Source organism: Pseudomonas antarctica (genome assembly GCF_001647715.1).
Classification (GTDB): domain Bacteria; phylum Pseudomonadota; class Gammaproteobacteria; order Pseudomonadales; family Pseudomonadaceae; genus Aquipseudomonas; species Aquipseudomonas antarctica_A.
This window is the reverse complement of record NZ_CP015600.1, coordinates 5,623,477-5,647,308: the sequence shown is the minus strand read 5'-3', so window position 1 is coordinate 5,647,308 and position 23,832 is coordinate 5,623,477. Positions and strand designations below refer to the sequence as shown.

Sequence of the window (23,832 nt, the reverse complement as noted above, 5' to 3'; positions counted from 1 at the left end):
CCTGCGCCCGATCCGATTAGCTGGCGACGATATTGACCAGTTTGCCAGGCACTACGATCACTTTGCGGATCGTCAGGCCTTCGGTAAAGCGCAGCACGTTCTCGTTGATACGCGCAGCCGCTTCCACGTCTTCACGGCTGGCGCTGGCCGGCATGTCGATCTGGCCACGCAGTTTACCGTTGACCTGAATCACCAGTTGCAACGTGTCCTGTACCAGGGCGCTGTCATCCTGAACCGGCCATTCGGCGTCGATCACCGCGCCGTCGTGGCCCAAACGGTTCCACAGTTCGTGGCTGATGTGCGGCGTGATTGGCGCCAGCAGCAGCACGACCGTTTCCAGGCCTTCCTGCACCAGCGCGCGGTCCTGTTCGGTGGCTTGCGGTGCTTTTTCCAGCACGTTCATCAGCGTCATCACCTGAGCGATGGCGGTGTTGAATTTGTGGTTCTGCCCGACGTCCTGGCTCGCTTGGCGAATGGCCAGGTGCGTGCTGCGACGAATGGCTTTCTGTTCATCGTTCAAGGACGCCACGTCCAGCTTGCCCGGAAGGCCCTGGCTGACATGGGCGTGCGCCAGGCGCCAGACGCGCTTGAGGAAGCGGTGCGAACCCTCGACGCCGGAGTCGGACCATTCGGCGCTCATGTCAGGCGGCGAGGCGAACATCATGAACAGGCGGCAGGTGTCGGCGCCAAACTGATCGATCATCGACTGAGGGTCGACGCCGTTGTTCTTCGACTTGGCCATCTTCTCGGTGCCGCCGATTTCCACCGGCAGGCCATCGGCGATCAGCTTGGCGCTGATGACCTTGGCTTTGCTGTCACGCTCGAGTTCGACGTCGGCCGGGTTGAACCAGGTGTAGGCGCCATTGGCTTCGCGGCGATAGTAAGTATCGGCGATCACCATGCCCTGGGTCAGCAGGTTCTTGAACGGCTCATCGGAGCTCACCAGGCCTTCGTCGCGCATCAGCTTGTGGAAGAAGCGCGCGTAGAGCAGGTGGAGAATGGCGTGCTCGATGCCACCGATGTACTGGTCCACCGGCAACCAATGGTCGGCTGCGGATTTTTCCACCAGGCCGCCTTCATAGTGCGGCGAGGCGTAGCGAGCGTAGTACCAGGAGGACTCGACGAAGGTGTCCATGGTGTCGGTTTCACGCTTGGCCGGTGCGCCGCATTTCGGGCAGCTGCATTCGTAGAACTCGGGCATGCGCGCCAATGGCGAACCCGCGCCATCCGGCACCACGTCGTCCGGCAGTACCACCGGCAACTGGTCTTCCGGCACCGGCACATCACCGCAGGTTTCGCAGTGGATGATCGGGATCGGGCAGCCCCAGTAGCGCTGGCGGCTGATGCCCCAGTCGCGCAGGCGGAACTGGGTGCGCGAGGCACCGAGGTTTTTCTTGATCAGTGCGACTTCGATGGCGTCGAAGGCGCCTGCGAAGTCCAGGCCGTCGAATTCGCCGGAGTTGATCAGTTCGCCGTGCTCGCCGTAGGCATCTTGCCACGGGGCCGGGTTGGTATCACCCGAGCTGGTGCGCACGACCGATTTGATCGGCAGGTTGTACTTGGTGGCGAATTCGAAATCGCGCTCGTCGTGGGCCGGCACAGCCATTACCGCGCCATCGCCGTAGTGCATCAGCACGTAGTTGGCGACCCATACCGGCAGCTTCTCGCCGGTCAGTGGGTGCTCGACGAAGAGCCCGGTTGGCAGGCCTTTTTTCTCCTGGGTGGCGACGTCGGCTTCGGCCACGCTGCCGCCTTTGCATTCGGCGATGAACGCCTGCAGCTCAGGGTTGTTCTGTGCGGCCTGGGTGGCCAGCGGGTGTTCGGCGGCCACAGCGACATAGGTCGCGCCCATCAGGGTGTCCGCACGGGTGGTGAAGACTTTGAGTGCGCCCGCTTCGCCGATCGAATCGACGTTGTACGGGAATTGCACTTCCATGCCCTTGGATTTGCCGATCCAGTTGCGCTGCATGGTCTTGACCTGTTCAGGCCAGCCCGGCAGATCGTCGAGGCTCGACAAGAGTTCATCCGCATAGGCGGTGATCTTGAAGTAGTACATCGGGATTTCGCGCTTTTCGATCAGCGCGCCGGAACGCCAGCCGCGACCGTCGATGACCTGTTCGTTGGCCAGTACGGTCTGGTCGACCGGGTCCCAGTTCACGGTGCCGCTCTTTTTGTAGATCACCCCTTTTTGGAACAGGCGAGTGAACAGCCATTGTTCCCAACGGTAGTAATCCGGCTTGCAGGTGGTCACTTCGCGGGACCAGTCCACCGCCAGGCCCAGGCTGCGCAGCTGGGTCTTCATGTAGGCAATGTTTTCGTAGGTCCACTTGGCGGGCGCCACGTTGTTTTTCATCGCGGCGTTTTCCGCCGGCATGCCGAAGGCGTCCCAACCCATGGGTTGCAGGACGTTCTTGCCGAGCATGCGCTGGTAGCGCGAGATGACGTCGCCGATGGTGTAGTTACGCACGTGCCCCATGTGTAGCTTGCCGCTGGGGTAAGGGAACATCGATAGGCAGTAGTAAGTCTCCTTGCCTGGCTGTTCACTGACTTCAAAGGACTTTTGCTCGTCCCAGAAGGTTTGGGCGGCATTTTCTATTTCACGGGGCTGATATTGTTCGTGCATGGCTACTTTTGAACTGAATAGGGGTGGCCTAATCCTCTTCGGTGCAATGTTCAGGTTGATCGACACCAAAAAGCGGCGCGTCCGTGCCCAAACCCTGCGGGAAGTGGAGTTACAGGAAGCGCCGTAGCATACATGACCCCACTCTATCGAGGGAAACCCTGATTGCGCAGGCAGGGCCGTCTGTCGCGGCGCCAGGCAGGTGCAGCGATGGAGACTACGCTGTTTATTGGGGGAGTGAGTCTTATCTTCAATGAGGTGAGGGATGGTTGAATCGCAGCGAACTTTAACGAAACCGCAGTTGTACGAAGGACTGATCGACCGTTTGGGTCGGGCATTGGATGCTGCAAGAACCGCAGGCCGATTACGTGATGAACGGCCTCTGGAACTGGAGTTGCGAGGCTTGAGCCAGGCCGAGCTTGAATTGATCAAGGTCTACCTGGAATTGAATCACCACCGTGCCTCTCAGGAGCAGGCTTCCCCGCCTGTTCAAGGGCCCTCGCGTTCGGCCAAGGTGATCTGGCTGAAAGATGTGGCTGCCGGTCGCGGCCCCGAAAAACACCGGGCCGTACGGTGCAAGTGAAGCACAGCGTTACCCGTTAGCCTTCTCGAAATAGGCTGGTAAAGATTGTCGCTAAACCCCGTTGCATCTAGGCTTCGGGCATCTGTGGAGATGCCCGATGCCTTTTCGTTATTTCATTAAACAATTGCTCTTGCCGCCCGGTATTTTTTTGCTGTTGCTGGCGTTTGCCTGGTGGTTTCGTAAAAGCCGCCCGCGCCTGGCGGGCTTCTGCTTTGCGGTGGGGTTGGGCGGGATGTGGCTGATCAGCTTGCCGGTGGCGGTGCAATGGGGCGCACATGCCCTGGAGACCGAACCGCCCCTGGCCCGTGAAGAGTGGGCAACGCTGGCCCAGCGCGCCGATGCGATTGTGGTGCTGGGCTCCGGGCGTGAACGGGGTGACCCCGCATGGGGCACCGACCAACCCACCGGGATCGGGCTTGAACGCCAGCGTTATGCCGCGCGGCTGGCCAAGGCGTCCGGCTTGCCGGTGCTGACCAGCGGCGGCTTGCACTACGGCACGCCGCCGAGTGAGGCCGAGCTTATGGCGGTGTCGATGCAGGATGATTTCGGCGTTACGGTACGCTGGAAGGAAGAGCGCAGCCGTACCACCTGGGAAAACGCGCAGATGAGCGCCGGGATTCTATTGCCGCAAGGCATCAAGCGTGTGGTGGTGGTGACCCAAGCCTGGCATATGCCGCGCGCAGTCTGGAGCTTTGAGAAAGCCGGTTTCACTGTGGTGCCGGGGCCGGTGGGCTTTTTGGGCGTGGACAATGCCCGACCGTTGGGCGGCTGGATGCCTGAGTTTGTGTCGGTGTGGCGCAGCGGGCAGTTGATCAATGAGGCGGTGGGGCAGGTGGGGTATCGGTTGTTTTATCGATAGTCCAAACACTGCCGATCCAATGTGGGAGCTGGGCTTGCCCGCGATGCAGGCACCTCGGTAGGTCAGTGACACCGCGGTGACGCTATCGCAGGCAAGCCAGCTCCCACATTGGTTTTGTAGTGTCTGTCAGAGTCAGACCGTTTTGGACATCCGGCCCGCCAGCAGCGCCCAGCCAAACAAGCCCAGGCACACGATGATCAGCGGCCACGAGCGCCATTGCAGGTACGGCGTCAGGTTATGCATCGGCACCACTTCACCGTAGAGAATCCCCCGCTCGAACTGCGGGATCTGCTCGGTGATCTGCCCAAACGGGTTGATCAGCCCGGTGACGCCGTTGTTGGTCGCGCGAATCATCCAGCGTCCCGCCTCCAGTGCGCGCATCTGCGCCATTTGCAGGTGTTGCAGCGGACCGATGGAGCGGCCGAACCAGGTGTCGTTGCTGATCGTCAGCAACAGATCGCTCTGGGCCGACAGGCCGGCGGCAAATTCCGGGTACACCACTTCATAACAAATGAACGGCGCAATCTGATAGCCCTTGGCTTGCAGCATCGCCTGATCGGCAGGGCCGCGGGCGAAGTCCGACATCGGCAAGTCGAAGAAGGCAATCACGCCACGCAGCATGTCTTGCAGCGGCACGTATTCGCCAAAGGGCACCAGCTTCTGCTTCAAGTAAGTGCCTTCGCCTTCGCCGACCACCGTGATGCCGTTGTAGTAGCGCTTCTGGTGGTGCACTTCCTGGCGGATCGGCACGCCGGTGATCAGCGCGGTGTGCCGGTCGGCAGCGAACTTGCCCATCATGCCCAGGTAGCCTTCGACGGATTCCTTGAGCACCGGCACGGCAGTTTCCGGCCACACCAACAGGTCGACTCGCTTGGAGCTGAAACTCATGTCGCGGTACAGCGCCAGCTGCGCATTGAGCTGCTCGGGGTCCCACTTCATGCTTTGTTCGACATTGCCCTGCACGGCGGCCACGCTCAGGGGTGCGCCAGAAGGCGTCGTCCAGGCGTGATGCTTGAGCGCCAAACCGATGGCCCACGGCGCAACCAGCAGCACCAGGCCCGCACCGATAAAGCCGTTGCGCTTGCTCGCCAGCAGGCGCGGCAGGTTGCACAGCACGGCAGCGGTCAGTGCCAGGGCGAAGGAAATCAGCCACATCCCGCCCAGCGGCGCGAGGCCGGTGAGTGGCCCGTCCAGCTGGCTGTAGCCGGAGTACAGCCATGGGAAACCGGTCAGGAACCAGCCACGAAATGCTTCCTGGCCAACCCACAACGCAGCAAACGTCAGCGCATCGGCCAGCGGCGCTTCATTACGACGCAACCAGCGTGCCCATAACCAGGCGGGCAGGGCGAAGAACCAGGCAATGGCAGCGGTAAACAGCAGCATCAAAAAGCCAGCGAGCAACACCGAAGCGCCGCCGAAGTGGTGGATGCTGTAGTAGATCCAGCTGGTGCCGGCGCCAAACAGGCCGAAACCGAAACACCAGCCACGGCCCAGGGCCTGACGCGGTGTCAGTTCGCGCAGGCCGATATAGAACAATCCGACTGCCACCAGTGCAAACGGCCACAAGTCGAACGGCGCCAGCGCCAGGGTAGTGATGGCGCCGGCCACCACAGCCAGCAAATTACCGGGCCAGCCGGGTGCGATCATACGGCGCATGTCAGTCCTTAGCGGGCAATAGGTGTCAGGCGAATCAGATGGATGCGGCGGCTGTCGGCATTCAGGATGCGAAAGCGATACGCGCCGATCTCCGTGGTTTCGTTACGCTTGGGCAGGTGCCCGAACGCACTCATCACCAGGCCACCCACGGTGTCGAACTCATCGTCGGAGAATTCGCTGTCGAAGAACTCGTTGAAGTTCTCGATCGGCGTCAGAGCCTTGACCAGGAAGTCACCGCTGGGCAGTGGCTTGATGTAGCTGTCTTCTTCGACGTCGTGCTCGTCTTCGATGTCGCCGACGATCTGTTCCAGCACGTCTTCGATGGTCACCAGGCCCGCTACGCCGCCGTATTCGTCGATCACAATGGCCATGTGATTGTGGTTGGCGCGGAATTCGCGCAGCAGCACATTCAGGCGCTTGGATTCAGGCACGAAGGTGGCCGGACGCAGCAGGTCCTTGATGTTGAAGTTGTCGCCGTTCTCCTTGAGGATCAACGGCAGCAGGTCCTTGGCCAGCAGGACACCCATGACGTCGTCATGGCTTTCACCGATAACCGGGTAGCGCGAGTGCGCCGAATCGATCACGGCCGGGAGGAATTCCCGCGGGGTCTGGGTCGCCTTGATGCTGATCATCTGCGAACGCGGGACCATGATGTCCCGAACTTGCAGGTCAGCCACCTGGATGGCGCCTTCGACGATGGCCAGCGCTTCGCTGTCCAGCAACTTGTTCTGATGGGCCTCGCGCAGCAGCTCCAGCAGCTCCTGGCGGTTTTTCGGCTCGTGGGCAAAAGCCTGGGTCAGTTTACCCAGCCATGACTTCTGCCCGTTGCTCGATCGGTCTTCGCTCATAGCGATTACTCTAAATCCTTTGTTGTGTCAGTAAGGTGTCGTTTCAGTTTTCGTCGTCAGCGTAAGGGTCACGGTGACCCAATTCTGCAAGCAACGTTTGTTCCAGTGTTTCCATTTCCAAGGCTTCGTCATCGTCTATATGGTCGTAACCCAAGAGATGCAAGCAGCCGTGGATGACTAGATGGGCCCAATGGGCCTCAAGTTCCTTGCCTTGTTCCTTTGCTTCGCGTTCCACCACCTCGACGCAGATCACCAGATCGCCCAGCAACGGGATATCCAGTAACTCGTCCGGTACGTCGGCGGGGAAGGACAGCACGTTGGTCGCGTAATCCTTTTGGCGCCAGGTGTGATTCAGTTCACGGCCTTCGGGCTCGTCCACCAGGCGGATGGTCAGTTCCGAATCCGCGGTGCGCTGGCGCAGGGCCAGTGCGCACCAGTGGCGGAACTGGGCTTCGCTGGGGGCGGGCGCTTCGGTGGCGAGCTGCAGGTCAAGCTCAAGCATCGCGGCGAATGTCCTTGGCGGGGGCGTCATCTTTGTGCTCGAAACGCTCGTAAGCCTCGACAATGCGCTGCACCAACGGGTGACGCACCACGTCTTTAGGCATGAAATGCGTGAAGCTGATGCCCGGCACGTCCTTGAGTACATCGATCACCTGCGCCAGCCCCGACTTGGTGCCCTTGGGCAGGTCGACCTGGGTCACGTCACCGGTGATAACGGCCGTGGAACCGAAACCGATACGGGTGAGGAACATCTTCATCTGTTCGACGGTGGTGTTCTGGCTTTCGTCGAGAATGATGAAGCTGTTGTTCAAGGTACGGCCACGCATGTAAGCCAGCGGGGCGATCTCGATAACCTGGCGCTCGATCAGCTTGGCCACGTATTCAAAGCCGAGCATCTCGTAGAGCGCGTCATAGAGCGGGCGCAGGTACGGGTCGATCTTCTGGGCCAGGTCGCCGGGCAGGAAGCCGAGCTTCTCGCCAGCCTCGACCGCCGGGCGCACCAGCAGGATGCGGCGCACTTGCTCGCGCTCCAGGGCATCCACCGCACAGGCCACGGCCAGGTAGGTCTTGCCGGTACCGGCGGGGCCGATGCCGAAGTTGATGTCGTTGCCGAGGATTTCCTTGACGTAGCGCTGCTGATTCAAGCCGCGTGGGCGAATCATGCCTTTTTTGGTGCGCAGGGCCACGCTGGCTTCGGCCACCGGGTTGTTGGTCAGGTCTTCCACGGCAGATTCCTGCAGGTACAGGTGCACGGTCTCCGGCGACAGCTCACTGCCCTTGGTTTCGCGGTAGAGGCGGCGGAGCAGGTGTTCTGCAGACGTGGTGTGCTGGGGTTCACCAATAAGCTCGAACTGATTGCCGCGGTTGCGGATCTCGATACTCAGGCGTTGTTCGATCAGGCGCAGGTGCTCGTCGAACTGTCCGCACAGGTTGGCGAAACGGCGAGCCTCAAAAGGCTCGAGGAGAAAACGATGGGGTTCTATGGGTGCGTTCAAGGTCGCTTTTAGCCGCCCTTTGGCTGTTGAGATGAAAGAGAGGATAACGCCAGTGGCGCGGGTACGAAAGCACTTATCTAGCCCAAGTGCAGCACGGTTCCCATGTGGGAGCGGGCTTGCTCGCGAAGGCGGTGGGTCAGCTAATACATGTATCAACTGATCCACCGCCTTCGCGAGCAAGCCCGCTCCCACATTTTGATCTCAATCAGTCAGAAATATGGGTGGGTTACTGCACCAGCGAGCCGCGCAACGAGTGCGGTTGCGCCGCATCAATGTGCACATCGGCGAACTGGCCGATCAGGGTTGGGTTGTCGCAACGGAAGTTGACGATTCGGTTGTTTTCGGTACGGCCTTGCAACTCGCCGGGGTCTTTTTTCGAATAATCGGTGACCAGGATGCGCTGGATCGAACCGACCATTTGTCGGCTGATCTCGAAACCTTGCTGGTTCAGGCGGTGCTGCAGCGCATTCAAACGCTCTTTTTTCAGCGCTTCCGGCGTCTCATCCAACAGGTCGGCGGCCGGGGTGCCCGGGCGCTGGCTGTAGACGAACGAGTATGAGAAGTCGAAGCCGACGTCTTCGATCAGCTTCATGGTTTGCTGGAAGTCCTTCTCGGTCTCACCAGGGAAACCGACGATAAAGTCCGAGCTGATGCAGATACCCGGCACCGCCGCACGCAATTTGCGCAGTTTGGATTTGTACTCCAGCGCGGTGTGGTTGCGCTTCATCGCAGACAGGATGCGGTCCGAGCCTGACTGCACCGGCAAGTGCAGGTGTTTGACCAGCTCCGGCACCTCGGCGTGGGCCTGGATCAGGCTGTCGGAAAACTCCAGCGGGTGCGAGGTGGTGTAGCGAATACGCTCAATACCATCGACGGCGGCGACCACGCGGATCAACTCCGCCAAGTCTGCCAGGCGCCCGTCGTGGGTCTGGCCGCGATAGCCGTTGACGTTCTGGCCCAGCAGGGTGACTTCGCGCACGCCGTTTTCGGCCAGGTGGATGATTTCCGACATCACGTCGTCAAACGGCCGGCTGACTTCTTCGCCACGGGTGTAGGGCACCACGCAGAAGGTGCAGTACTTGCTGCAGCCTTCCATTACCGACACGTAAGCACTCGGCCCGTCGATGCGCGGCTCGGGCAGGTGGTCGAATTTTTCGATTTCCGGGAACGACACGTCCACCTGCGGCAGCTTGGTGATGCGTGCTGCGTCGATCATTTCCGGCAGGCGGTGCAGGGTTTGCGGGCCGAATACCACATCGACATACGGCGCGCGGTCGCGGATCGCAGCGCCTTCCTGGCTGGCTACGCAACCACCGACGGCGATCACCATCTCCGGGTTGGCCAGTTTCAATTCGCGCCAGCGGCCCAGCTGCGAGTACACACGGTCCTGGGCCCGCTCACGAATCGAGCAGGTGTTGAGCAGGATGACGTCGGCATCTTCGGCGCGGGCAGTGACTTCCAGGGCCTGGTGTTCGCCCAGCAGATCGACCATGCGCGAGCTGTCGTACTCGTTCATCTGGCAACCGTGGGTTTCGATGTAAAGCTTCTTGGCCATGGGAATCGTCAACTGGTGGTAAAGAACCGCGCATTATAGGGGGCATGTCCATTGGTTCCTAGCGCTGTGCATCGGGTGCCATGCTATAGTTCGCGCCCTCTTTTATATCCCCGATGTGTTATTCGCCCACCATGACGAAACGTGAAGCTCCAATCTACAAGGTGATTTTCCTTAACCAGGGCCAGGTGTTCGAAATGTACGCCAAGCAGATCTATCAAAGTGATCTGTGGGGTTTCCTGGAAGTGGAAGAGTTCGTCTTTGGCGAGCGCACCCAGTTGGTCGTCGACCCGGGCGAAGAAAAACTCAAGGCGCAGTTTGAAGGCGTGGTGCGCAGCTTTGTGCCAATGCATTCGATTGTGCGCATCGATGAAGTGGAGCGCCTGGGCACGCCGAAGATCAGCGAGGCACGTGGCACCAGCAATGTGATGCCGTTTCCGATGCCGATGCCTGAGAAGTAGGCCGTTAGACCGAGTCGACCCTTTCGCGAGCAATCCCGCTCCCACACTTAACCGCATTCCAAGGCTGGAACTCGATTAAGTGTGGGAGCGGGCTTGCTCGCGAAAGCGGTAGTAGAAGCGCTGAATAATTCAGGGCAGTGGCGAGAAGGGCGAACGCCCATCGGCACTCTGCAATTCCTGCAGGTAATTGCGGAAGATCTGCCCCAGCACCTGCGTCGCCACTTCCAACTCATCGCGCTGCATGTGCTCGGCAACTTCGTCGGCCGTGTCCAGTGCGTCTTCCGCACCGTTGACCGCCGCCATTTTCAGCACGATGTACGCCTGGACGTTATTGGCCGGCACGCCTTCGCCTTTGAAGAACATATTGCCCAGCTGGAATTGTGCCTGGGCGTGGCCCTGCAACGAAGCCTTCTCGAAGTAGCTCAGGGCTTTGTTGAGGTCGCGGGCAGGGTTTTTTTCGTCGTGGTAGTACTGGCCCAACTCGTATTGCGCCTGCGCATCCCCGCCTTCAGCCTGTTTCTGGCACGCGCTCAGGGCTTCGGCCTGGCTGTCTGGCTGGGTATTGAGGGTGCAACGACCCATCGCTGGGATTAACAACGAGTTGCCGCCTGCTTGTGCATGTGCCAGCAGCGGCTGAAGGAGCAACAGGCAGCCCAGAACCAGGGTGCGGCCGGTGCGTTTCATGGGAATCGACTTACCTCTGACGGGGCACGCGGACCCTCGGGGAGTCCAATAAGCGCGCATTATGAAATAAGCAGGCCCCTGCTTACAAAGTCTTTACTCGTTTTTCTGCTGCGTAGGCAAGTTATCTGCCGGATTGCAGGTGATTTCTCGAAAAAAGTAGGAAATCTCTGTAGGCAAGGTAGCAAATCTGACGCCGCCAGGGGCAGCGTCAGATTTATCTGCCCCTTACTTCAGGGCCGCGAAGGCGCGCTCGGCAGCATCCAGGGTCAGTTTCAACTCCGCTTCGCCATGGGCGATCGACGTGAAGCCGGCTTCGAAGGCGCTCGGTGCCAGGTAAACCCCACCTTCCAGCATCAAGTGGAAGAAGCGCTTGAACAGGTCGGCATCGCTGCCCATCACGTCATCGAAAGTGACGATATCGTCGGCGCCACTGAAGTACAGGCCGAACATGCCGCCCGCCTGAGTGGTGACAAACGGAATGCCGGCAGCATCGGCGCGCTGTTGCAGGCCATCCAGCAGTCGGGTGGTGTAGTCAGTCAGCTCGGCGTGGAAGCCCGGGCGGCTGATCAGGCGCAGGGTGGTCAGGCCGGCGGCCATGGCCAGTGGGTTACCCGACAGGGTGCCGGCCTGGTAGACCGGGCCCAGCGGTGCGATGTGCTGCATGATTTCGCGTTTGCCGCCGAAGCAACCCACCGGCATGCCGCCGCCGATGATCTTGCCGAAGGTGCTCAGGTCCGGCGTGACGCCGTAATAAGCCTGGGCACCACCGAGGGCAACGCGGAAACCGGTCATCACTTCGTCGAAAATCAGCACCACGCCGTGCTTGTCGCACTGTTCGCGCAGGCCTTCAAGGAAGCCAGGCGCCGGTGGCACGCAGTTCATGTTACCGGCGACCGGCTCGACGATGATGCACGCGACTTCTTGACCGACTTCGCTGAGCATCTGCTCGACGGCGGCGATGTCATTGAACGGCAGCGTCAGAGTGTGTTTGGCAAACGCTGCCGGCACACCGGCCGAGCTCGGTACGCCCTGGGTCAGCAGGCCTGAACCGGCTTTCACCAGCAGGCTGTCGGAGTGGCCGTGGTAGCAGCCTTCGAACTTGATGATGCTGTCGCGGCCGGTGAAACCACGGGCCAGGCGAATCGCGCTCATGGTGGCTTCGGTGCCGGAGCTGACCATGCGCACCATTTCCATCGACGGCACGATCGAGCACACCAGGTCGGCCATCTCGGTTTCCATGGCGGTCGGGGCGCCATAGGACAAACCGTGCTGCAGTTGCTGGCGCACTGCGTCCAGCACGTCCGGATGGCTGTGGCCGAGGATCATCGGGCCCCAGGAACCCACATAGTCCACGTAGCGCTTGTCATCTTCGTCGGTGACGTACGCGCCTTCGGCATGCTTGAAGAACAATGGCGTGCCGCCCACGCTCTTGAACGCACGCACGGGGGAATTCACACCGCCGGGGATGTGTTTCTGGGCATTGGCAAACAGGGTTTCGGAACGGGACATGATCGGGCTCTCTAAACTGAATACTTAAGAAGATCGTTGAACGCGCGCGCACGGCGCGTGACTTCCTGGGTGCTGTCGGCACCGAACAGACCGTGCACCACGGCGAGCAGGTCGGCACCGTGGGCCACCAGCGGTTCGGCGTTCTCCAGGGTGACGCCGCCGATCACGCAGATCGGCAGTTGCAAGCGTGTACGGGCCTGGGCCAGCATTTCAACGGTGGCGGCGGGTGCGCCGGGCTTGGTGCTGGAGTTAAAGAAGCGACCGAAGGCGACGTAGCTGGCGCCTTCTTTGGCGGCTTGTTCGGCCAGTTCGATCTGGCTGTGGCAGGTGGCGCCGATGATCGCCTTGGGGCCCAGTAATGCTCGGGCCGGGGTCAGCGGGCCGTCGGTCTGGCCCAGGTGCACGCCGACGCCCAGGCGCGCGGCCAACTCGGCGTCATCGTTGATGATCAGATGGGTCTTGTAGCGCGAGCACAGCTCTCGCAACTTCTCGGCTTCACGCAGGCGGCGGGCTTCGTCGCTGCTTTTATCGCGGTACTGCAACAGGGTCACACCGCCGTCCAGCGCCGCTTCGACGTAGGCGAGGAATTTGCCGGCCAACAGTTGGCTGTCGGTAATGGCGTAAAGGCCACGTAGTTTCATGGGGCAGGCCTCTTGCTGTTAAAAGCACAAAGTTACGAGCAGAAATCCAGCGGCAGCCGGCGCGGCACAAACTGGCCCTGGCCGAGTTGTTCAGCGTCACGCAGGGTGCGCCAAGTGTAGTTGAGCGCCGATTGCACGGCGCTGACCAGGCCTTCGCCTTGAGCGATCCGACCGGCCAGGGCGCTGGCGAGCGTGCAGCCTGAACCGTGATAGCTGCCGGGCAGGCGCTGGCAGGTGAAGGTCTGGTGCGTGCCGTCGCGGCTGTAGAGGCGGTTGTGCACTTCGTGCTCGTCGCCGTGCCCGCCGGTAATAAGAAGATGCTTGATAAACGGCAACAGCTTCTCGGCGCATTCGTCGGCCGTGCCATTTGGCAACTCGGCGAGAATGCGCGCTTCCGGCAAGTTGGGCGTGGCGATCAACGACAGCGGCAACAGCCGCTCACGCATGGCATAACCCACTTCGTCCTTGCCCAGGCTGCCGCCGCCGCCGGCACGCAGCACCGGGTCGCACACCACCGGCAGGTGCGGGTGCGCCTGCAGCAGTTCGACCACGGTGTCGACCATCGCGGTGGAACCGAGCATGCCGAGCTTCACGGCTGCCACTTCGGAGTCGCTGAGCACGGCATTGGCCTGGGCCATTACCCACTCGCGGTCGAGCACGCGGAAGTCGATGACATTGACGGTGTTTTGCACGGTCAACGCGGTGACGGCCGGTGCCGCATGACAGCCTTGGGCGAGCAGGGCTTCGATATCTGCCTGCAAGCCGGCGCCACCACTGGGATCATGGCCGGAGAGACAGAGGACAACGGGGCGAGAGCTGTAGATATTCATGGTGCGCGAGCTTACCACCAAACGCTTTTTGCGTGGCTGTTGGGCGAAGGGGAAATTTCAGTGTCAGCACAGGCGTGTTTATGGCTGTTTATGGGTTGCTTTTTACGTCGAAAAAACGCGCTGAAAGGCCCGTTATAGAGCCTTTCAAAAAATTATTTCAATGGTGTCCAATGGCCTCTACTGGCTATGCTAAAGTGCACCCAAACAACTTACTGTATCGCCGGTGTACGTCTACTCAAAAGGAATGGGGGGCTTTTGACACAACCGGACAGGCCACGCTGGGGCTCTATGCGCTATTTGCTGATCTTATTATTCTGCGGGCTGCCGATGCTCGCCGGCGCCGCCGAGTTCAACCAGGACACTCGAAGCCTGCCGCTGGGCCGGGTCATGCAAGTGCTTGAAGACCCAACCGGTTCCCTCACCGTCGCCGACGTCAGTTCCCTCGCTTACGCTGCTCAATTCAAACCCCATGACAAAGCCACCCTCAACGCCGGCTATTCGCGTTCGGTGTTCTGGCTCAAGGTCGACCTGCATTACACCGCCATTGACCCCCGTGCGCCACGCACCTGGTTCCTGGAGTTGGCGTACCCACCGCTGAATCATCTGGACCTGTACCAGAACGACGGCACTGGCAACTACCGGCTGGCCACCCGCACCGGCAGCACGTTGCCTTTTTCCAGCCGTGAAGTGCGCGCGAGCAACTACCTCTTCAAGCTCAACTTTTTGCCCAACCAGCAACACACCGTCTACCTGCGCCTGCAAAGCGAAGGCTCGATCCAGGCCCCATTGACGCTCTGGTCCGCCACCGCCTACCTGGAAGAACAGCCCCTGCGCCTGTATGTGTTGGGCGCAATCTATGGCGTCTTGTTGGGGATGCTGGTCTACAACCTGTTCATCTACTTGAGCGTACGCGACACCAGCTACCTGTATTACATCCTCTATATCGCCTCGTTTGGCGTCTACCAACTGTCGGTCAATGGCGTGGCCGTGGAGTACTTCTGGCCTAACAACCCGTGGTGGGCGAATGCTGCGGTGCCATTCCTGATCGGGTCGGCAGCGCTGTTCGGCAGCTTGTTTGCCCGCAGCTTCCTGCACACCGCGCAGCACAGCCGCTGGCTCAATCGCATATTGCTGACGCTGGCTGCTTGCGGTGGAGTGGTGATGGTATTGGCGTTGTTGACCAGCTACGCCGTGGCCCTGCGCCTGGCCACTGGCTTGGCGCTGGTGTTCACCGTGACCATCTTTATTGCTGCAATCAAGGCCTGGTGTTGCGGCCAGCGCATGGCGCGCTATTTCATCATTGCCTGGTCGGCGTTTCTGCTGGGTGGGGTGGTCAACACCCTGATGGTGTTGGGTTACCTGCCCAATATGTTCCTCACCATGTACGCCAGCCAACTCGGCTCGGCCATCGAAGTGGCGCTGCTTTCCCTGGCCTTGGCGGATCGCATCAACGGCATGCGCGAGCAGCAGGCGCAGATCCTATTCGACGCCAGCCAGAAGCTTGAAGTGCTCAACCAGCAATTGGCCCGCAGTAACCGGCTGAAAGACGAATTCCTCGCCACCCTGACCCACGAGCTGCGCACACCGATGAACGGCGTGATTGGCTCGTTGGAGCTGATGCAAACCGTGCCGCTGGATGAAGACCTGGCGCAGTACCAGCAAACCGCCGCCGGTTCTGCGCGGGACATGATGCGCATGGTCAACGGCATCCTCACCCTGACCGAATTGCAAGCCGGACGCCTCACGGCCCAGCCGCAGGTGTTCAGCCTGCGCGGTGCACTCGACACCTTGCGCCAGCAATTCTGCGCCAGCGCCCAGAGCAAAGGCCTGGCATTTTCCATCGACGTGGCGGATGAGCTGCCGGACCGGGTGATCGGTGATGCGGACAAACTGATCCACTGCCTGGACTGCCTGCTGGACAACGCCTTCAAGTTCACCCACGAAGGCGCTGTGCGCTTGCGCGTGGTGGGTGTGCCGCAAAGTGATGGCGGGCTGCGCTTGAGCTTTATTGTGACCGACAGCGGTATCGGCTTTGCCTTCCTCGACGAGGCCACGTTGTACCAGCGGTTCTTCCAGCTCGACGGCTCGACCACCCGCGAATACGGCGGCATGGGTATCGGCCTGGCGATTTGCCGGCAGTTGATTGAACTGCTCGGTGGGCGCCTGACCCATCATTCCGAACCGCGCAAGGGCAGTCGTTTCCAATTGGAAGTGAGCGTCAGCCCGGTGCCGGCGGAGCCACAGCCGGTGGGGCAGGCGCCCCTCACGCAACGCGCTGCGCAGGATTGCACGGTGCTGTTGGTGGACGACAATAGCGTGGGCCAACTGGCGGTGCGCGGCATGCTGCTCAAGCTGGGTTACCGGGTGAAAACCGTGGATAACGGTGCGGCCGCACTGACCCTTTTGCAGGCCGAAACGTTTGATGCGGTACTGCTGGATGTGCCTGAAGGTGGCTTCTCTTTGTGCTGTCAGATTCGTGCATTGCCCGGCTGCGGCGAGCTGCCGGTGATCGCCCTGAGTACCTCGCTGCAGGCGCCGGATCGCGAGCGCTGTCATGGCGTAGGCATTACGGATCGTCTCACCAAGCCGGTGCGTTTCGAGGCGTTGCAGGCCGTGCTGGAGCGCCGTCTGTTGTGCCCTCTAGAGGGCGAAAGCGCCGGACATTAGGCGTGTATGCCACTTTTTTAAGCCGGATGACGGTGCTTAACTGAAATTCAGGCCTCAACGCACGTGGCCTTTTTCCAGGAGGCCCGTCATGAACCTGCATCAGTTCGCCGAAACCCACGACGTCACCAACCAGCCGCCGTCCCTGGACGGCACTAACCTGTACCGCATCGACCTGCCGCTGCAAGAGTGGTCGCGCCGCTTTGGCGCCGGCTGGGCCGAGACGCGTATCGACGCGTATGGCGCGCTGGCCGGTGGGCCACTGATGGCGGCCGGGTTCCTGGCGAACCAGAACAAACCGGTGTTCAACAGCCATGACCGTTATGGCCATCGCATTGACCTGGTGGAGTTTCATCCGGCGTATCACGAACTGATGCGCACCGCCGTCGAGCATGGCCTGCCGTCACTGCCATGGGCCCATCCGCAGTCCGGCGCCCATGTGGCCCGCGCCGCCATGACTTACCTGCACAGCCAGGCCGAAGCCGGCACCGGTTGCCCGCTGACCATGACGTTCGCTTGCGTCCCGGCCCTGCGCCTGCAACCGGATCTGGCGCAGATCTGGCTGCCGAAGATCCTCAACACCGAATACGACCCGCGCAACGTCGGCATCGCCCACAAAGCCGGCGCCACCATTGGCATGGCCATGACCGAGAAACAAGGCGGCACCGACGTGCGCGCCAATACTACGCGCGCTTACCCTGTGGGGGCGGGTGGCCCGGGGCAAGCCTATGAACTGGTGGGGCACAAGTGGTTCTGCTCGGCGCCGATGTGCGATGGGTTCCTGACCCTGGCCCAGACCGACAAAGGCCTGACCTGTTTCCTGCTGCCCCGGCACCGGCCGGATGACACACGCAACGAGTTCTATATCCAGCGCCTGAAAAACAAACTCGGCAACTGCTCCAACGCCTCCAGCGAAGTGGAGTTTCGGGGCGCCCTGGCCTGGATGATCGGCGAAGAGGGGCGTGGTGTGCCGACCATTATCGAAATGGTCGCCATGACCCGTTTCGATTGCATGGTGGGCTCCAGCGCGCTGATGCGTCAGGCGCTGACCCAGGCCAGCCATCATTGCGCCCATCGTTTGGTCGGCGGTCGCGTCCTTAGTGAACAGCCACTGATGCAAAACGTACTGGCCGACCTGGCCCTGGAAAGTGAAGCGGCGCTGGCCCTGAGCATGCGCATGGGCCGCGCGCTGGATCACCTCGATAACGAGCAGGAAGCCAAATTCGCCCGGCTGGTGACGGCGGTGGGCAAGTATTGGATCTGCAAGCGCGCGCCGGCGATGATCAACGAAGCCGCCGAGTGCATGGGCGGTGCCGGGTATGTCGAGGACAGTATCCTGCCGCGCCTGTACCGTGAGGCACCGGTGAATTCGACGTGGGAAGGTTCCGGCAATGTTCAGTGCCTGGACGTGCTGCGGGCGCTGTCCAAGGAGCCGGGTGTGCTGGAGGCGCTGTTTGTCGAGCTGGGGAATGGGCATGGCAGCCAGCAACTGGCGCAGCATATTGAGCAGTTGAAGTCGGCGTTTATGGACACTCAGGATATCCAGTACCGGGCGCGTCAATTGACTGAGGACATTGCTGTGGCGTTGCAGGCCAAGCTGCTGCTGGAGGCCGGGAATGCGGCGGTCAGTGATGGTTTTATCGCCAGCCGCTTGGGCGAGTCGTCCGGTCGGGTTTACGGCACTTTGCCGCGCGGTGTGAATGTTGAGGCGATTGTCGCCCGCTCGACCCCAAACCTCTGACTAAACTCGGTCAAAATGTGGGAGCGGGCTTGCTCGCGAATGCGCCGTATCAGTCGCATATTCAGCAACTGACAGACCGTATTCGCGAGCAAGCCCGCTCCCACATTGATCGCAATCCAATTCCACTGTTTCAGTGAGGCCGGGATACAGGCAAGATAAAGGTCTGCAAGTCAGAACACAGGATGCTTACCGTGACCGAAGCTTTTGTTGTCGTTCAAACCGCCGAAGAAGCCGTGGATCGGCTGGCGGCTCTTCATGAGCGTGCTACCGGCGCGCTCAATCAAGCCCTCAAGCAATACCTCAAGGACCGCGTCGAACCCGACGCCGAACAGCGCGCACAGTTTCGCTATCCGGAACTGCGCCTGACTTACCACTGCCACGGCGAAGTCCCACAGACTACTCGCGCGTATGCCAAGGTCCAGCTGCCCGGGACCTACAGCGTTACCGTCACTCATCCGGCCGCCTTCCGTAAATACCTGCTGGAGCAACTGGTGCCGCTGATGCACGACTTCACCGTGACGGTTGAAGTCGGCGTCAGCCAGCAGAACATTCCTTACCCGTATGTGGTGGAGCAGGGCGACGAATTGGCCGGCTCCGGCGTGACCGCCGCGACCCTCGCGCGCGTGTTCCCCAGCACCGATTTGTCTGCCGCCACCGATGGCATTGCCGACGGCCTCTATGACTGGGAAAACACCGACCCGCTGCCGCTGGCGCTGTTTGATGCCGCCCGTGTGGACTTTTCCCTGCGCCGCCTGGTGCACTACACCGGCAGTGACTGGCGCCATGTGCAGCCGTGGATCCTGCTGACCAACTACCACCGCTATGTTGACCAGTTCATCCTGCATGGCCTGGAGCAACTGCGCAGCGACCCACGGTTTATCCGCATGGTGCTGCCGGGCAACGTGATCATCGACAAGAGCATGGACCACGGCGAAGCGTCGGCGATTGCTGCCGGCGTGGTCTGGCACCGTTACCAGATGCCGGCCTATCACCTGCAGGCCACTGACGGCCACGGCGTGACCCTGGTGAACATCGGCGTCGGCCCGTCCAACGCGAAAAACATCACCGACCACCTCGCGGTGCTGCGCCCACATTGCTGGCTGATGATTGGCCACTGCGGCGGCCTGCGCCAATCCCAGACCATCGGCGACTACGTATTGGCCCACGCCTATATGCGCCGCGACGGGATTCTCGACCGCGTGGTGCCGCCGAACATCCCGATCCCGGCCCTGGCCGAAGTGCAGATGGCCTTGCAACAAGCGGCGGCGAATGTCACGGGCGAAAAAGGCGAAGAGCTGAAAAAACGCCTGCGTACCGGCACCGTGCTGACCTACGACGACCGCAACTGGGAGCTGCGTTGGGCCCAGGAACGGCCGCTGATCAACCTGTCCCGCGCCGTGGCCGTGGACATGGAAAGCGGCACCATCGCCGCCCAGGGTTACCGCTTGCGGGTGCCGTATGGCACGTTGCTGTGTGTCTCGGACAAACCGCTGCACAGCGAAATCAAGCTGCCGGGTTCGGCCAACGCGTTCTATGAGCGTGCGGTCAGCCAGCACTTGAAGATCGGCATCGAGGCGGTGGACCTGTTGCGCACCGAACTCAACTCGCTGCACTCGCGCAAACTGCGCAGTTTCGACGAACCGCCGTTCCGCTAAGCGGTTGGGATGGTCATTTAACGGTCAGGCCACTAGCATTGTCGGTCCTGACTGTTAGATGTTCCTTTGCCATGTCCCGTCCCACCCGTCCCGATTCGCGCCGCCCTGGCGTGAAACCTCCGCACTCCGCAGCGCGTCGTGTCGCCAAGGCGCCACCGGCCAAGCCGAAGTTGGTCCTGTTCAATAAACCGTTCGACGTGCTGACCCAGTTCAGCGACGAAGGCGGGCGTGCGACCCTCAAGGATTTTATCGACATCCCCGGCATCTACCCGGCGGGTCGCCTGGACCGTGACAGCGAAGGCCTGTTGCTGTTGACCAACGATGGCCAACTGCAAGCGCGCATTGCCGACCCCAAGCACAAGCTGGCGAAAACCTACTGGGTGCAAGTCGAAGGCGAACCCACCGAAGAACAACTGCAACGCCTGCGTGACGGCGTGGAGCTTAACGACGGCATGACCTTGCCCGCCGAAGCCCGGCAATTGGATGAGCCCGAGCTATGGCCGCGCAATCCGCCGGTACGGTTTCGCAAAAGCGTGCCGACGCACTGGCTGGAACTTGTGATTCGCGAAGGGCGTAACCGCCAGGTACGGCGCATGACCGCTGCGGTGGGCTTGCCGACCTTGCGCCTGGTGCGCGTGCGTATCGGGGATTGGTCGATTGATGGCCTGGATCAAGGCCAATGGAAGGAAGTGCCGGCGCGGTTATAGGGCGCCGGACTCGATCAGGCCGATCACCACGCTTTTGATGATGAATGCGGCCACGCCCAGGCCCAATACGAAGAACAGGATGAACGAGCCAAAGCGCCCGGCTTTGGATTTCTTCGCCAGGTCCCAGACGATGAATCCCATGAAAATGATCAAGATGGTGACCAGGCCGGTCATCATCCATTCTTCAAAAACGGCGGGATCGATGTTGTTCATGGGCTTCTTCCGACAGGGCAGGCGGGCAAGTATACGGCAGCGTTACAGACGCAATATTGACCTGAGTCTTGACGCGGTCAATGTGGGAGCTGGCTTGCCTGCGATGCAGGCAACTCGGTGTATCAGCCAGCCCCAGTTGATGCTATCGCAGGCAAGCCAGCTCCCACATTTGATCGGCGATGTGTTTGAGATCAGGTACGCAGGTGCGTCAGCGGCAACTCGGTGCTGTTGAGCACCTGGTTGAGCACAAAGCTGGAGCGCACGCTGGTCACGCCTTCAATGCGGGTCAGATGGCCCAGCAGCAGTTTTTGGTAGTGATCCATGTCCGGCACCACCACTTTCAACTGATAGTCAGCATCCATCCCGGTCACCAGACTGCATTCCAGCACTTGCGGCAGCGTGCGGATCGCGGCTTCAAAATTCTCGAAACGCTCGGGTGTGTGGCGGTCCATGCCGATCAGCACATAGGCCGTAAGGCTCAAGCCCAGCATCTTGCGGTCGAGCAGGGCGACCTGGCGCGCGATATAGCCGTCATCTTCCAGCTGCTTGACCCGGCGCGAGCAGGGCGACGGCGACAGGCCGATGCGTTCGGCCAACTCCTGGTTGGAGATCCTCGCGTCGCGCTGCAATTCCGCCAAAATACTCAGGTCGTATCGGTCAAGCTTGCTCATTGGGTTAGCCTTTGTCGTAACTATTGCGGCGAATTATCTATGAAGGGTTAAAAATTGCGCAAGCACTGTTTATTGACGCAATCTTCGCAATCATCTATCGGCGCGTCGGGCCTATGATTACCAACAGAATCACCGCCTGGACAACAGTCCACTTACAGCGAGCCCAATCAGGCCCGCTGCGGCCGCCACCCCAGCAGGGTTGAGCCGGCCTCCAGGCTGCACACTGTCCACAAGACGGCGTGAGGTGAGCCAACGTCAAAAGCGTTGAGCCAGGACGAAATTCTCAAGGGGTGGCCGACGGGTCACCCCTTTTCTTTTGCGTGGTTTTTACCTGCCTCTCTTTAAGTACAAAGAAAGTTCTCGTGACTGATAACCTGTCTCAGAACCGGGTGAGGCTTTTCCAGTCTCATACTATGAGGCCGGACACTCGAGGCCCTAATCCGCAGTGAGGAATAGCATGAAGCGCATCTGGCGTATGGCAGGTGTAGGTTTGCTGATGGTTACCGTCGGCACGCAAGTGATGGCCGACGACCCGCGCTCCGAAGGGGGCGGTCAGCATGAAAGAGGCCCGGAAGGCGGGCGGCAAGGTAACGAACAGCCGCGCCCGCAAAATAACCAGCCGCGCCCGCAGAACAATCAACCGCGTCCGGAGAATAACCAGCCGCGGCCACAGAACCCGCATGTCGAGAACAATCAGCCGCGCCCGCAAAACCAGCATTTTGATCGCGCTGAGCAACAGCCTCACGGCGGCGGGCAGTGGCAAGGTCGCCCGCAAGGCGCCGAACAGCCTCGGCCAGCGCCACAACCGGCGAATAATCTGCCGATTCAAGGTCGCCCGGACACGGTTCGACAAACCCAGGAGCCGCGTCAGGGCAACTACCAGGACATCCCGCGCCGCAACGACGGCAACCCGCATTGGCAGGCTGGGAATGGCGCCCGCCCAGGTGGCGGCTTCAATAATGGCCACCCCAATGACAACCGCTGGCCAGGTCGCCCTGATGGGCACGGCAACGGCTGGGGCCCGGGGCCGCAATATCGCCCTGGTTATATGGTTGATCGCTTCCCCGACCGCAATTACCGCGTGCCATACCGTGGCCAGGATTATTTCTTCTCCGGCGGCTACTGGTATCGCCCGCAAGGCCCGCGTTACGTAGTGGTCACGCCGCCGTACGGCATCCGCGTGCAATACCTGCCGGACTACGCCCGGGAAGTATGGGTAGGCAGCGCGTTGTTCTTCCTCGCGGCAGGTTCCTATTACACCTATGAAAGCGCCACTCAGCAGTACGTGGTGGTGCAACCGCCGACAGAAGTGCCGGCGCCGCAACCCGCGCCGCAAGGCAATGGTTATGACGTGATTGCCTATCCGGCGAACGGCCAATCACCGGCCCAGGTGCAGCAGGATGGCTATGACTGCTATCGCTGGGCGGTGCAGCAAAGTGGTTTCGATCCGCAGGCGGTCTCCTACGCCCCGGCCCCGGCAGTGGTACAAACCTACCGCCAGGCCCAGGGCAACTGCCTGACCAGTCGCGGGTATCAGGTGCAGTATTAGGCCTTGGCGCCCGTGACGACTTCCAGCGGGTCGGCGTGCACCAGCACTTCGGCCCGAGGGTAGGCTTTGTGAATGGCATCGGCGGCCTGGTCGCTGATGCCATGGGCCACTGACAGCGTCAATTCCCCGGGCAATTCCAGATGCAGTTGTACAAACCAATGGCTGCCGGAGATCCGCGTGCGCAAATCATGGGCACCCAGCACGCCGGGTATGCCACGCGCCAGTTCCAGCATGTGCTGGCTGACGTCCGGCGGCAGTTCCTCGTCCATCAGCACTGCAAAGCTTTCCCGGGCGATCTGGATCGCACTCCACAAGATGTAGACGGCAATCCCCAGGCCGAACCACGCGTCAACCTGATGGAAACCAAAACCGGCCAACACCAGCGCCACCAGGATGCTGCCGTTGAGCATCAAGTCCGAGCGGTAATGCAGTGAGTCGGCACGCACGGCGTTGGAGCCGGTTTCGCGGATCACGCGGTGTTGCAACATCAGCAGCGCCACGGTCATCACCAGTGAAAACACAATCACCCCGATGCTCAACCACGGCGCGCCTACCGGTTCCGGGTGCTGCAAGCGCTGGTACGCCTGGTATGCGATCAACACCGCACTGCCAGCGATAAACAGCGCCTGGGCCATGCCTGACAGCGATTCCGCCTTGCCATGCCCATAGCGGTGATCATCATCGGCCGGGCGCAGGGCGTAATGCACCGCCAGCAAATTCAGCAGCGAGGTCACGCCATCGAGCAGCGAGTCGGTCAACCCGGCGAGCATACTCACCGAGCCACTGAGCCACCAGGCGATGGCCTTGGTGATAATCAGCGCACAGGCCACGCCCACCGAAGCGCGGGTGGCCAGGCGCAAGAGCCGTGCGTGTTCGGGACTGCTGGTCATAAA

At 61.0% G+C, this 23,832-nt stretch carries 21 protein-coding genes; 8 read left to right on the top strand and 13 right to left on the bottom strand.

Annotated elements, in window-relative coordinates:
- Window positions 1–16: 16 nt before the first annotated feature.
- Window positions 17–2,623 (bottom strand): leucine--tRNA ligase, encoded by a 2,607-nt coding sequence (gene leuS, locus A7J50_RS25620; RefSeq protein WP_064454272.1) that lies wholly within the window; start codon window positions 2,621–2,623, stop codon window positions 17–19.
- Window positions 2,624–2,885: 262 nt separating this feature from the next.
- Between leuS and A7J50_RS25615 the strand changes: the two genes are divergently transcribed.
- Entirely contained in the window at window positions 2,886–3,203 is a 318-nt protein-coding gene (locus tag A7J50_RS25615; protein ID WP_064454271.1) for a hypothetical protein, read from the top strand.
- Window positions 3,204–3,300: 97 nt separating this feature from the next.
- Window positions 3,301–4,062 (top strand): YdcF family protein, encoded by a 762-nt coding sequence (locus A7J50_RS25610; RefSeq protein ID WP_064454270.1) that lies wholly within the window; start codon window positions 3,301–3,303, stop codon window positions 4,060–4,062.
- A 132-nt stretch (window positions 4,063–4,194) separates the two neighbouring features.
- Here A7J50_RS25610 and lnt read toward each other — a convergent pair whose 3' ends face one another.
- The 5 genes from lnt to miaB form a co-directional block, all read right to left on the bottom strand.
- Window positions 4,195–5,718, bottom strand: a complete 1,524-nt coding sequence (gene lnt / locus A7J50_RS25605) for an apolipoprotein N-acyltransferase (protein WP_064454269.1) — start codon at window positions 5,716–5,718, stop codon at window positions 4,195–4,197.
- Between the two features lie 8 nt (window positions 5,719–5,726).
- Entirely contained in the window at window positions 5,727–6,566 is an 840-nt protein-coding gene (locus A7J50_RS25600; RefSeq protein ID WP_015373027.1) for an HlyC/CorC family transporter, read from the bottom strand.
- Between the two features lie 43 nt (window positions 6,567–6,609).
- Window positions 6,610–7,068: an rRNA maturation RNase YbeY gene (ybeY, locus tag A7J50_RS25595; RefSeq protein ID WP_064454268.1), complete on the bottom strand. Its 459-nt coding sequence runs from the start codon at window positions 7,066–7,068 to the stop codon at window positions 6,610–6,612.
- Window positions 7,061–8,062 (bottom strand): PhoH family protein, encoded by a 1,002-nt coding sequence (locus A7J50_RS25590; protein WP_064454267.1) that lies wholly within the window; start codon window positions 8,060–8,062, stop codon window positions 7,061–7,063. The genes ybeY and A7J50_RS25590 overlap by 8 nt, the downstream gene beginning before the upstream one ends.
- A 226-nt stretch (window positions 8,063–8,288) precedes the next feature.
- A complete protein-coding gene (gene miaB / locus A7J50_RS25585) occupies window positions 8,289–9,617 on the bottom strand; it encodes a tRNA (N6-isopentenyl adenosine(37)-C2)-methylthiotransferase MiaB (protein WP_053258162.1) in 1,329 nt (442 codons plus the stop codon).
- Between the two features lie 131 nt (window positions 9,618–9,748).
- Here miaB and A7J50_RS25580 point away from each other — a divergent pair, with 131 nt between their 5' ends.
- Complete coding sequence (locus A7J50_RS25580) at window positions 9,749–10,075, top strand: DUF1820 family protein (RefSeq protein WP_003194436.1); 327 nt, start codon at window positions 9,749–9,751, stop codon at window positions 10,073–10,075.
- Window positions 10,076–10,204: 129 nt separating this feature from the next.
- Here A7J50_RS25580 and A7J50_RS25575 read toward each other — a convergent pair whose 3' ends face one another.
- From A7J50_RS25575 to A7J50_RS25560, 4 genes are all read right to left on the bottom strand, one after another.
- Window positions 10,205–10,759, bottom strand: a complete 555-nt coding sequence (locus A7J50_RS25575) for a tetratricopeptide repeat protein (RefSeq protein WP_064454266.1) — start codon at window positions 10,757–10,759, stop codon at window positions 10,205–10,207.
- A gap of 225 nt (window positions 10,760–10,984) precedes the next feature.
- The gene (gene hemL / locus A7J50_RS25570; protein ID WP_064454265.1) at window positions 10,985–12,268 is read right to left on the bottom strand and encodes a glutamate-1-semialdehyde 2,1-aminomutase; all 1,284 of its coding nucleotides are present in this window, start codon (window positions 12,266–12,268) and stop codon (window positions 10,985–10,987) included.
- 11 nt (window positions 12,269–12,279) lie between these two features.
- A complete protein-coding gene (gene thiE, locus A7J50_RS25565; protein ID WP_064454264.1) occupies window positions 12,280–12,909 on the bottom strand; it encodes a thiamine phosphate synthase in 630 nt (209 codons plus the stop codon).
- Window positions 12,910–12,941: 32 nt separating this feature from the next.
- Window positions 12,942–13,739, bottom strand: a complete 798-nt coding sequence (locus A7J50_RS25560; protein ID WP_064454263.1) for a hydroxymethylpyrimidine/phosphomethylpyrimidine kinase — start codon at window positions 13,737–13,739, stop codon at window positions 12,942–12,944.
- 288 nt (window positions 13,740–14,027) lie between these two features.
- Between A7J50_RS25560 and A7J50_RS25555 the strand changes: the two genes are divergently transcribed.
- The 4 genes from A7J50_RS25555 (at window position 14,028) to A7J50_RS25540 (ending at window position 20,506) form a co-directional block, all read left to right on the top strand.
- Entirely contained in the window at window positions 14,028–16,406 is a 2,379-nt protein-coding gene (locus A7J50_RS25555) for a hybrid sensor histidine kinase/response regulator (protein ID WP_064454262.1), read from the top strand.
- A gap of 88 nt (window positions 16,407–16,494) precedes the next feature.
- A complete protein-coding gene (locus A7J50_RS25550) occupies window positions 16,495–18,144 on the top strand; it encodes an acyl-CoA dehydrogenase family protein (protein WP_064454261.1) in 1,650 nt (549 codons plus the stop codon).
- A gap of 182 nt (window positions 18,145–18,326) precedes the next feature.
- Window positions 18,327–19,799 (top strand): AMP nucleosidase, encoded by a 1,473-nt coding sequence (gene amn, locus A7J50_RS25545; RefSeq protein WP_162238864.1) that lies wholly within the window; start codon window positions 18,327–18,329, stop codon window positions 19,797–19,799.
- Between the two features lie 71 nt (window positions 19,800–19,870).
- Window positions 19,871–20,506 (top strand): pseudouridine synthase, encoded by a 636-nt coding sequence (locus A7J50_RS25540; protein ID WP_064454260.1) that lies wholly within the window; start codon window positions 19,871–19,873, stop codon window positions 20,504–20,506.
- On the opposite strand, the gene A7J50_RS25535 is transcribed toward A7J50_RS25540, so the two are convergent.
- Window positions 20,501–20,710, bottom strand: coding sequence for a DUF2788 domain-containing protein (locus tag A7J50_RS25535; RefSeq protein WP_007975837.1), 210 nt, complete (start codon window positions 20,708–20,710; stop codon window positions 20,501–20,503). The two genes, A7J50_RS25540 and A7J50_RS25535, sit on opposite strands and share 6 nt — an antisense overlap.
- A gap of 200 nt (window positions 20,711–20,910) precedes the next feature.
- Window positions 20,911–21,390, bottom strand: a complete 480-nt coding sequence (locus A7J50_RS25530) for an Lrp/AsnC family transcriptional regulator (protein ID WP_003194418.1) — start codon at window positions 21,388–21,390, stop codon at window positions 20,911–20,913.
- Window positions 21,391–21,847: 457 nt separating this feature from the next.
- Between A7J50_RS25530 and A7J50_RS25525 the strand changes: the two genes are divergently transcribed.
- Complete coding sequence (locus A7J50_RS25525; protein WP_064454259.1) at window positions 21,848–22,939, top strand: DUF6515 family protein; 1,092 nt, start codon at window positions 21,848–21,850, stop codon at window positions 22,937–22,939.
- Here A7J50_RS25525 and A7J50_RS25520 read toward each other — a convergent pair.
- On the bottom strand, window positions 22,936–23,829 hold the full coding sequence (locus A7J50_RS25520) for a cation diffusion facilitator family transporter (RefSeq protein ID WP_064454258.1): 894 nt from the start codon (window positions 23,827–23,829) through the stop codon (window positions 22,936–22,938). The two genes, A7J50_RS25525 and A7J50_RS25520, sit on opposite strands and share 4 nt — an antisense overlap.
- Window positions 23,830–23,832: the final 3 nt, after the last annotated feature.

Bases quoted from the DNA above. Each gene is read 5' to 3' on its own strand.
- hemL (WP_064454265.1), bottom strand. From the start codon at position 12,268: ATGTCCCGTTCCGAAACCCTGTTTGCCAATGCCCAGAAACACATCCCC.
- A7J50_RS25560 (WP_064454263.1), bottom strand. From the start codon at position 13,739: ATGAATATCTACAGCTCTCGCCCCGTTGTCCTCTGTCTCTCCGGCCAT.
- A7J50_RS25525 (WP_064454259.1), top strand. From the start codon at position 21,848: ATGAAGCGCATCTGGCGTATGGCAGGTGTAGGTTTGCTGATGGTTACC.
- ybeY (WP_064454268.1), bottom strand. From the start codon at position 7,068: ATGCTTGAGCTTGACCTGCAGCTCGCCACCGAAGCGCCCGCCCCCAGC.
- A7J50_RS25580 (WP_003194436.1), top strand. From the start codon at position 9,749: ATGACGAAACGTGAAGCTCCAATCTACAAGGTGATTTTCCTTAACCAG.
- A7J50_RS25530 (WP_003194418.1), bottom strand. From the start codon at position 21,390: ATGAGCAAGCTTGACCGATACGACCTGAGTATTTTGGCGGAATTGCAG.
- A7J50_RS25575 (WP_064454266.1), bottom strand. From the start codon at position 10,759: ATGAAACGCACCGGCCGCACCCTGGTTCTGGGCTGCCTGTTGCTCCTT.
- A7J50_RS25550 (WP_064454261.1), top strand. From the start codon at position 16,495: ATGAACCTGCATCAGTTCGCCGAAACCCACGACGTCACCAACCAGCCG.
- A7J50_RS25600 (WP_015373027.1), bottom strand. From the start codon at position 6,566: ATGAGCGAAGACCGATCGAGCAACGGGCAGAAGTCATGGCTGGGTAAA.
- leuS (WP_064454272.1), bottom strand. From the start codon at position 2,623: ATGCACGAACAATATCAGCCCCGTGAAATAGAAAATGCCGCCCAAACC.
- thiE (WP_064454264.1), bottom strand. From the start codon at position 12,909: ATGAAACTACGTGGCCTTTACGCCATTACCGACAGCCAACTGTTGGCC.
- A7J50_RS25540 (WP_064454260.1), top strand. From the start codon at position 19,871: ATGTCCCGTCCCACCCGTCCCGATTCGCGCCGCCCTGGCGTGAAACCT.
- amn (WP_162238864.1), top strand. From the start codon at position 18,327: ATGCTTACCGTGACCGAAGCTTTTGTTGTCGTTCAAACCGCCGAAGAA.
- lnt (WP_064454269.1), bottom strand. From the start codon at position 5,718: ATGCGCCGTATGATCGCACCCGGCTGGCCCGGTAATTTGCTGGCTGTG.
- A7J50_RS25615 (WP_064454271.1), top strand. From the start codon at position 2,886: ATGGTTGAATCGCAGCGAACTTTAACGAAACCGCAGTTGTACGAAGGA.
- A7J50_RS25520 (WP_064454258.1), bottom strand. From the start codon at position 23,829: ATGACCAGCAGTCCCGAACACGCACGGCTCTTGCGCCTGGCCACCCGC.
- miaB (WP_053258162.1), bottom strand. From the start codon at position 9,617: ATGGCCAAGAAGCTTTACATCGAAACCCACGGTTGCCAGATGAACGAG.
- A7J50_RS25610 (WP_064454270.1), top strand. From the start codon at position 3,301: ATGCCTTTTCGTTATTTCATTAAACAATTGCTCTTGCCGCCCGGTATT.
- A7J50_RS25555 (WP_064454262.1), top strand. From the start codon at position 14,028: ATGCGCTATTTGCTGATCTTATTATTCTGCGGGCTGCCGATGCTCGCC.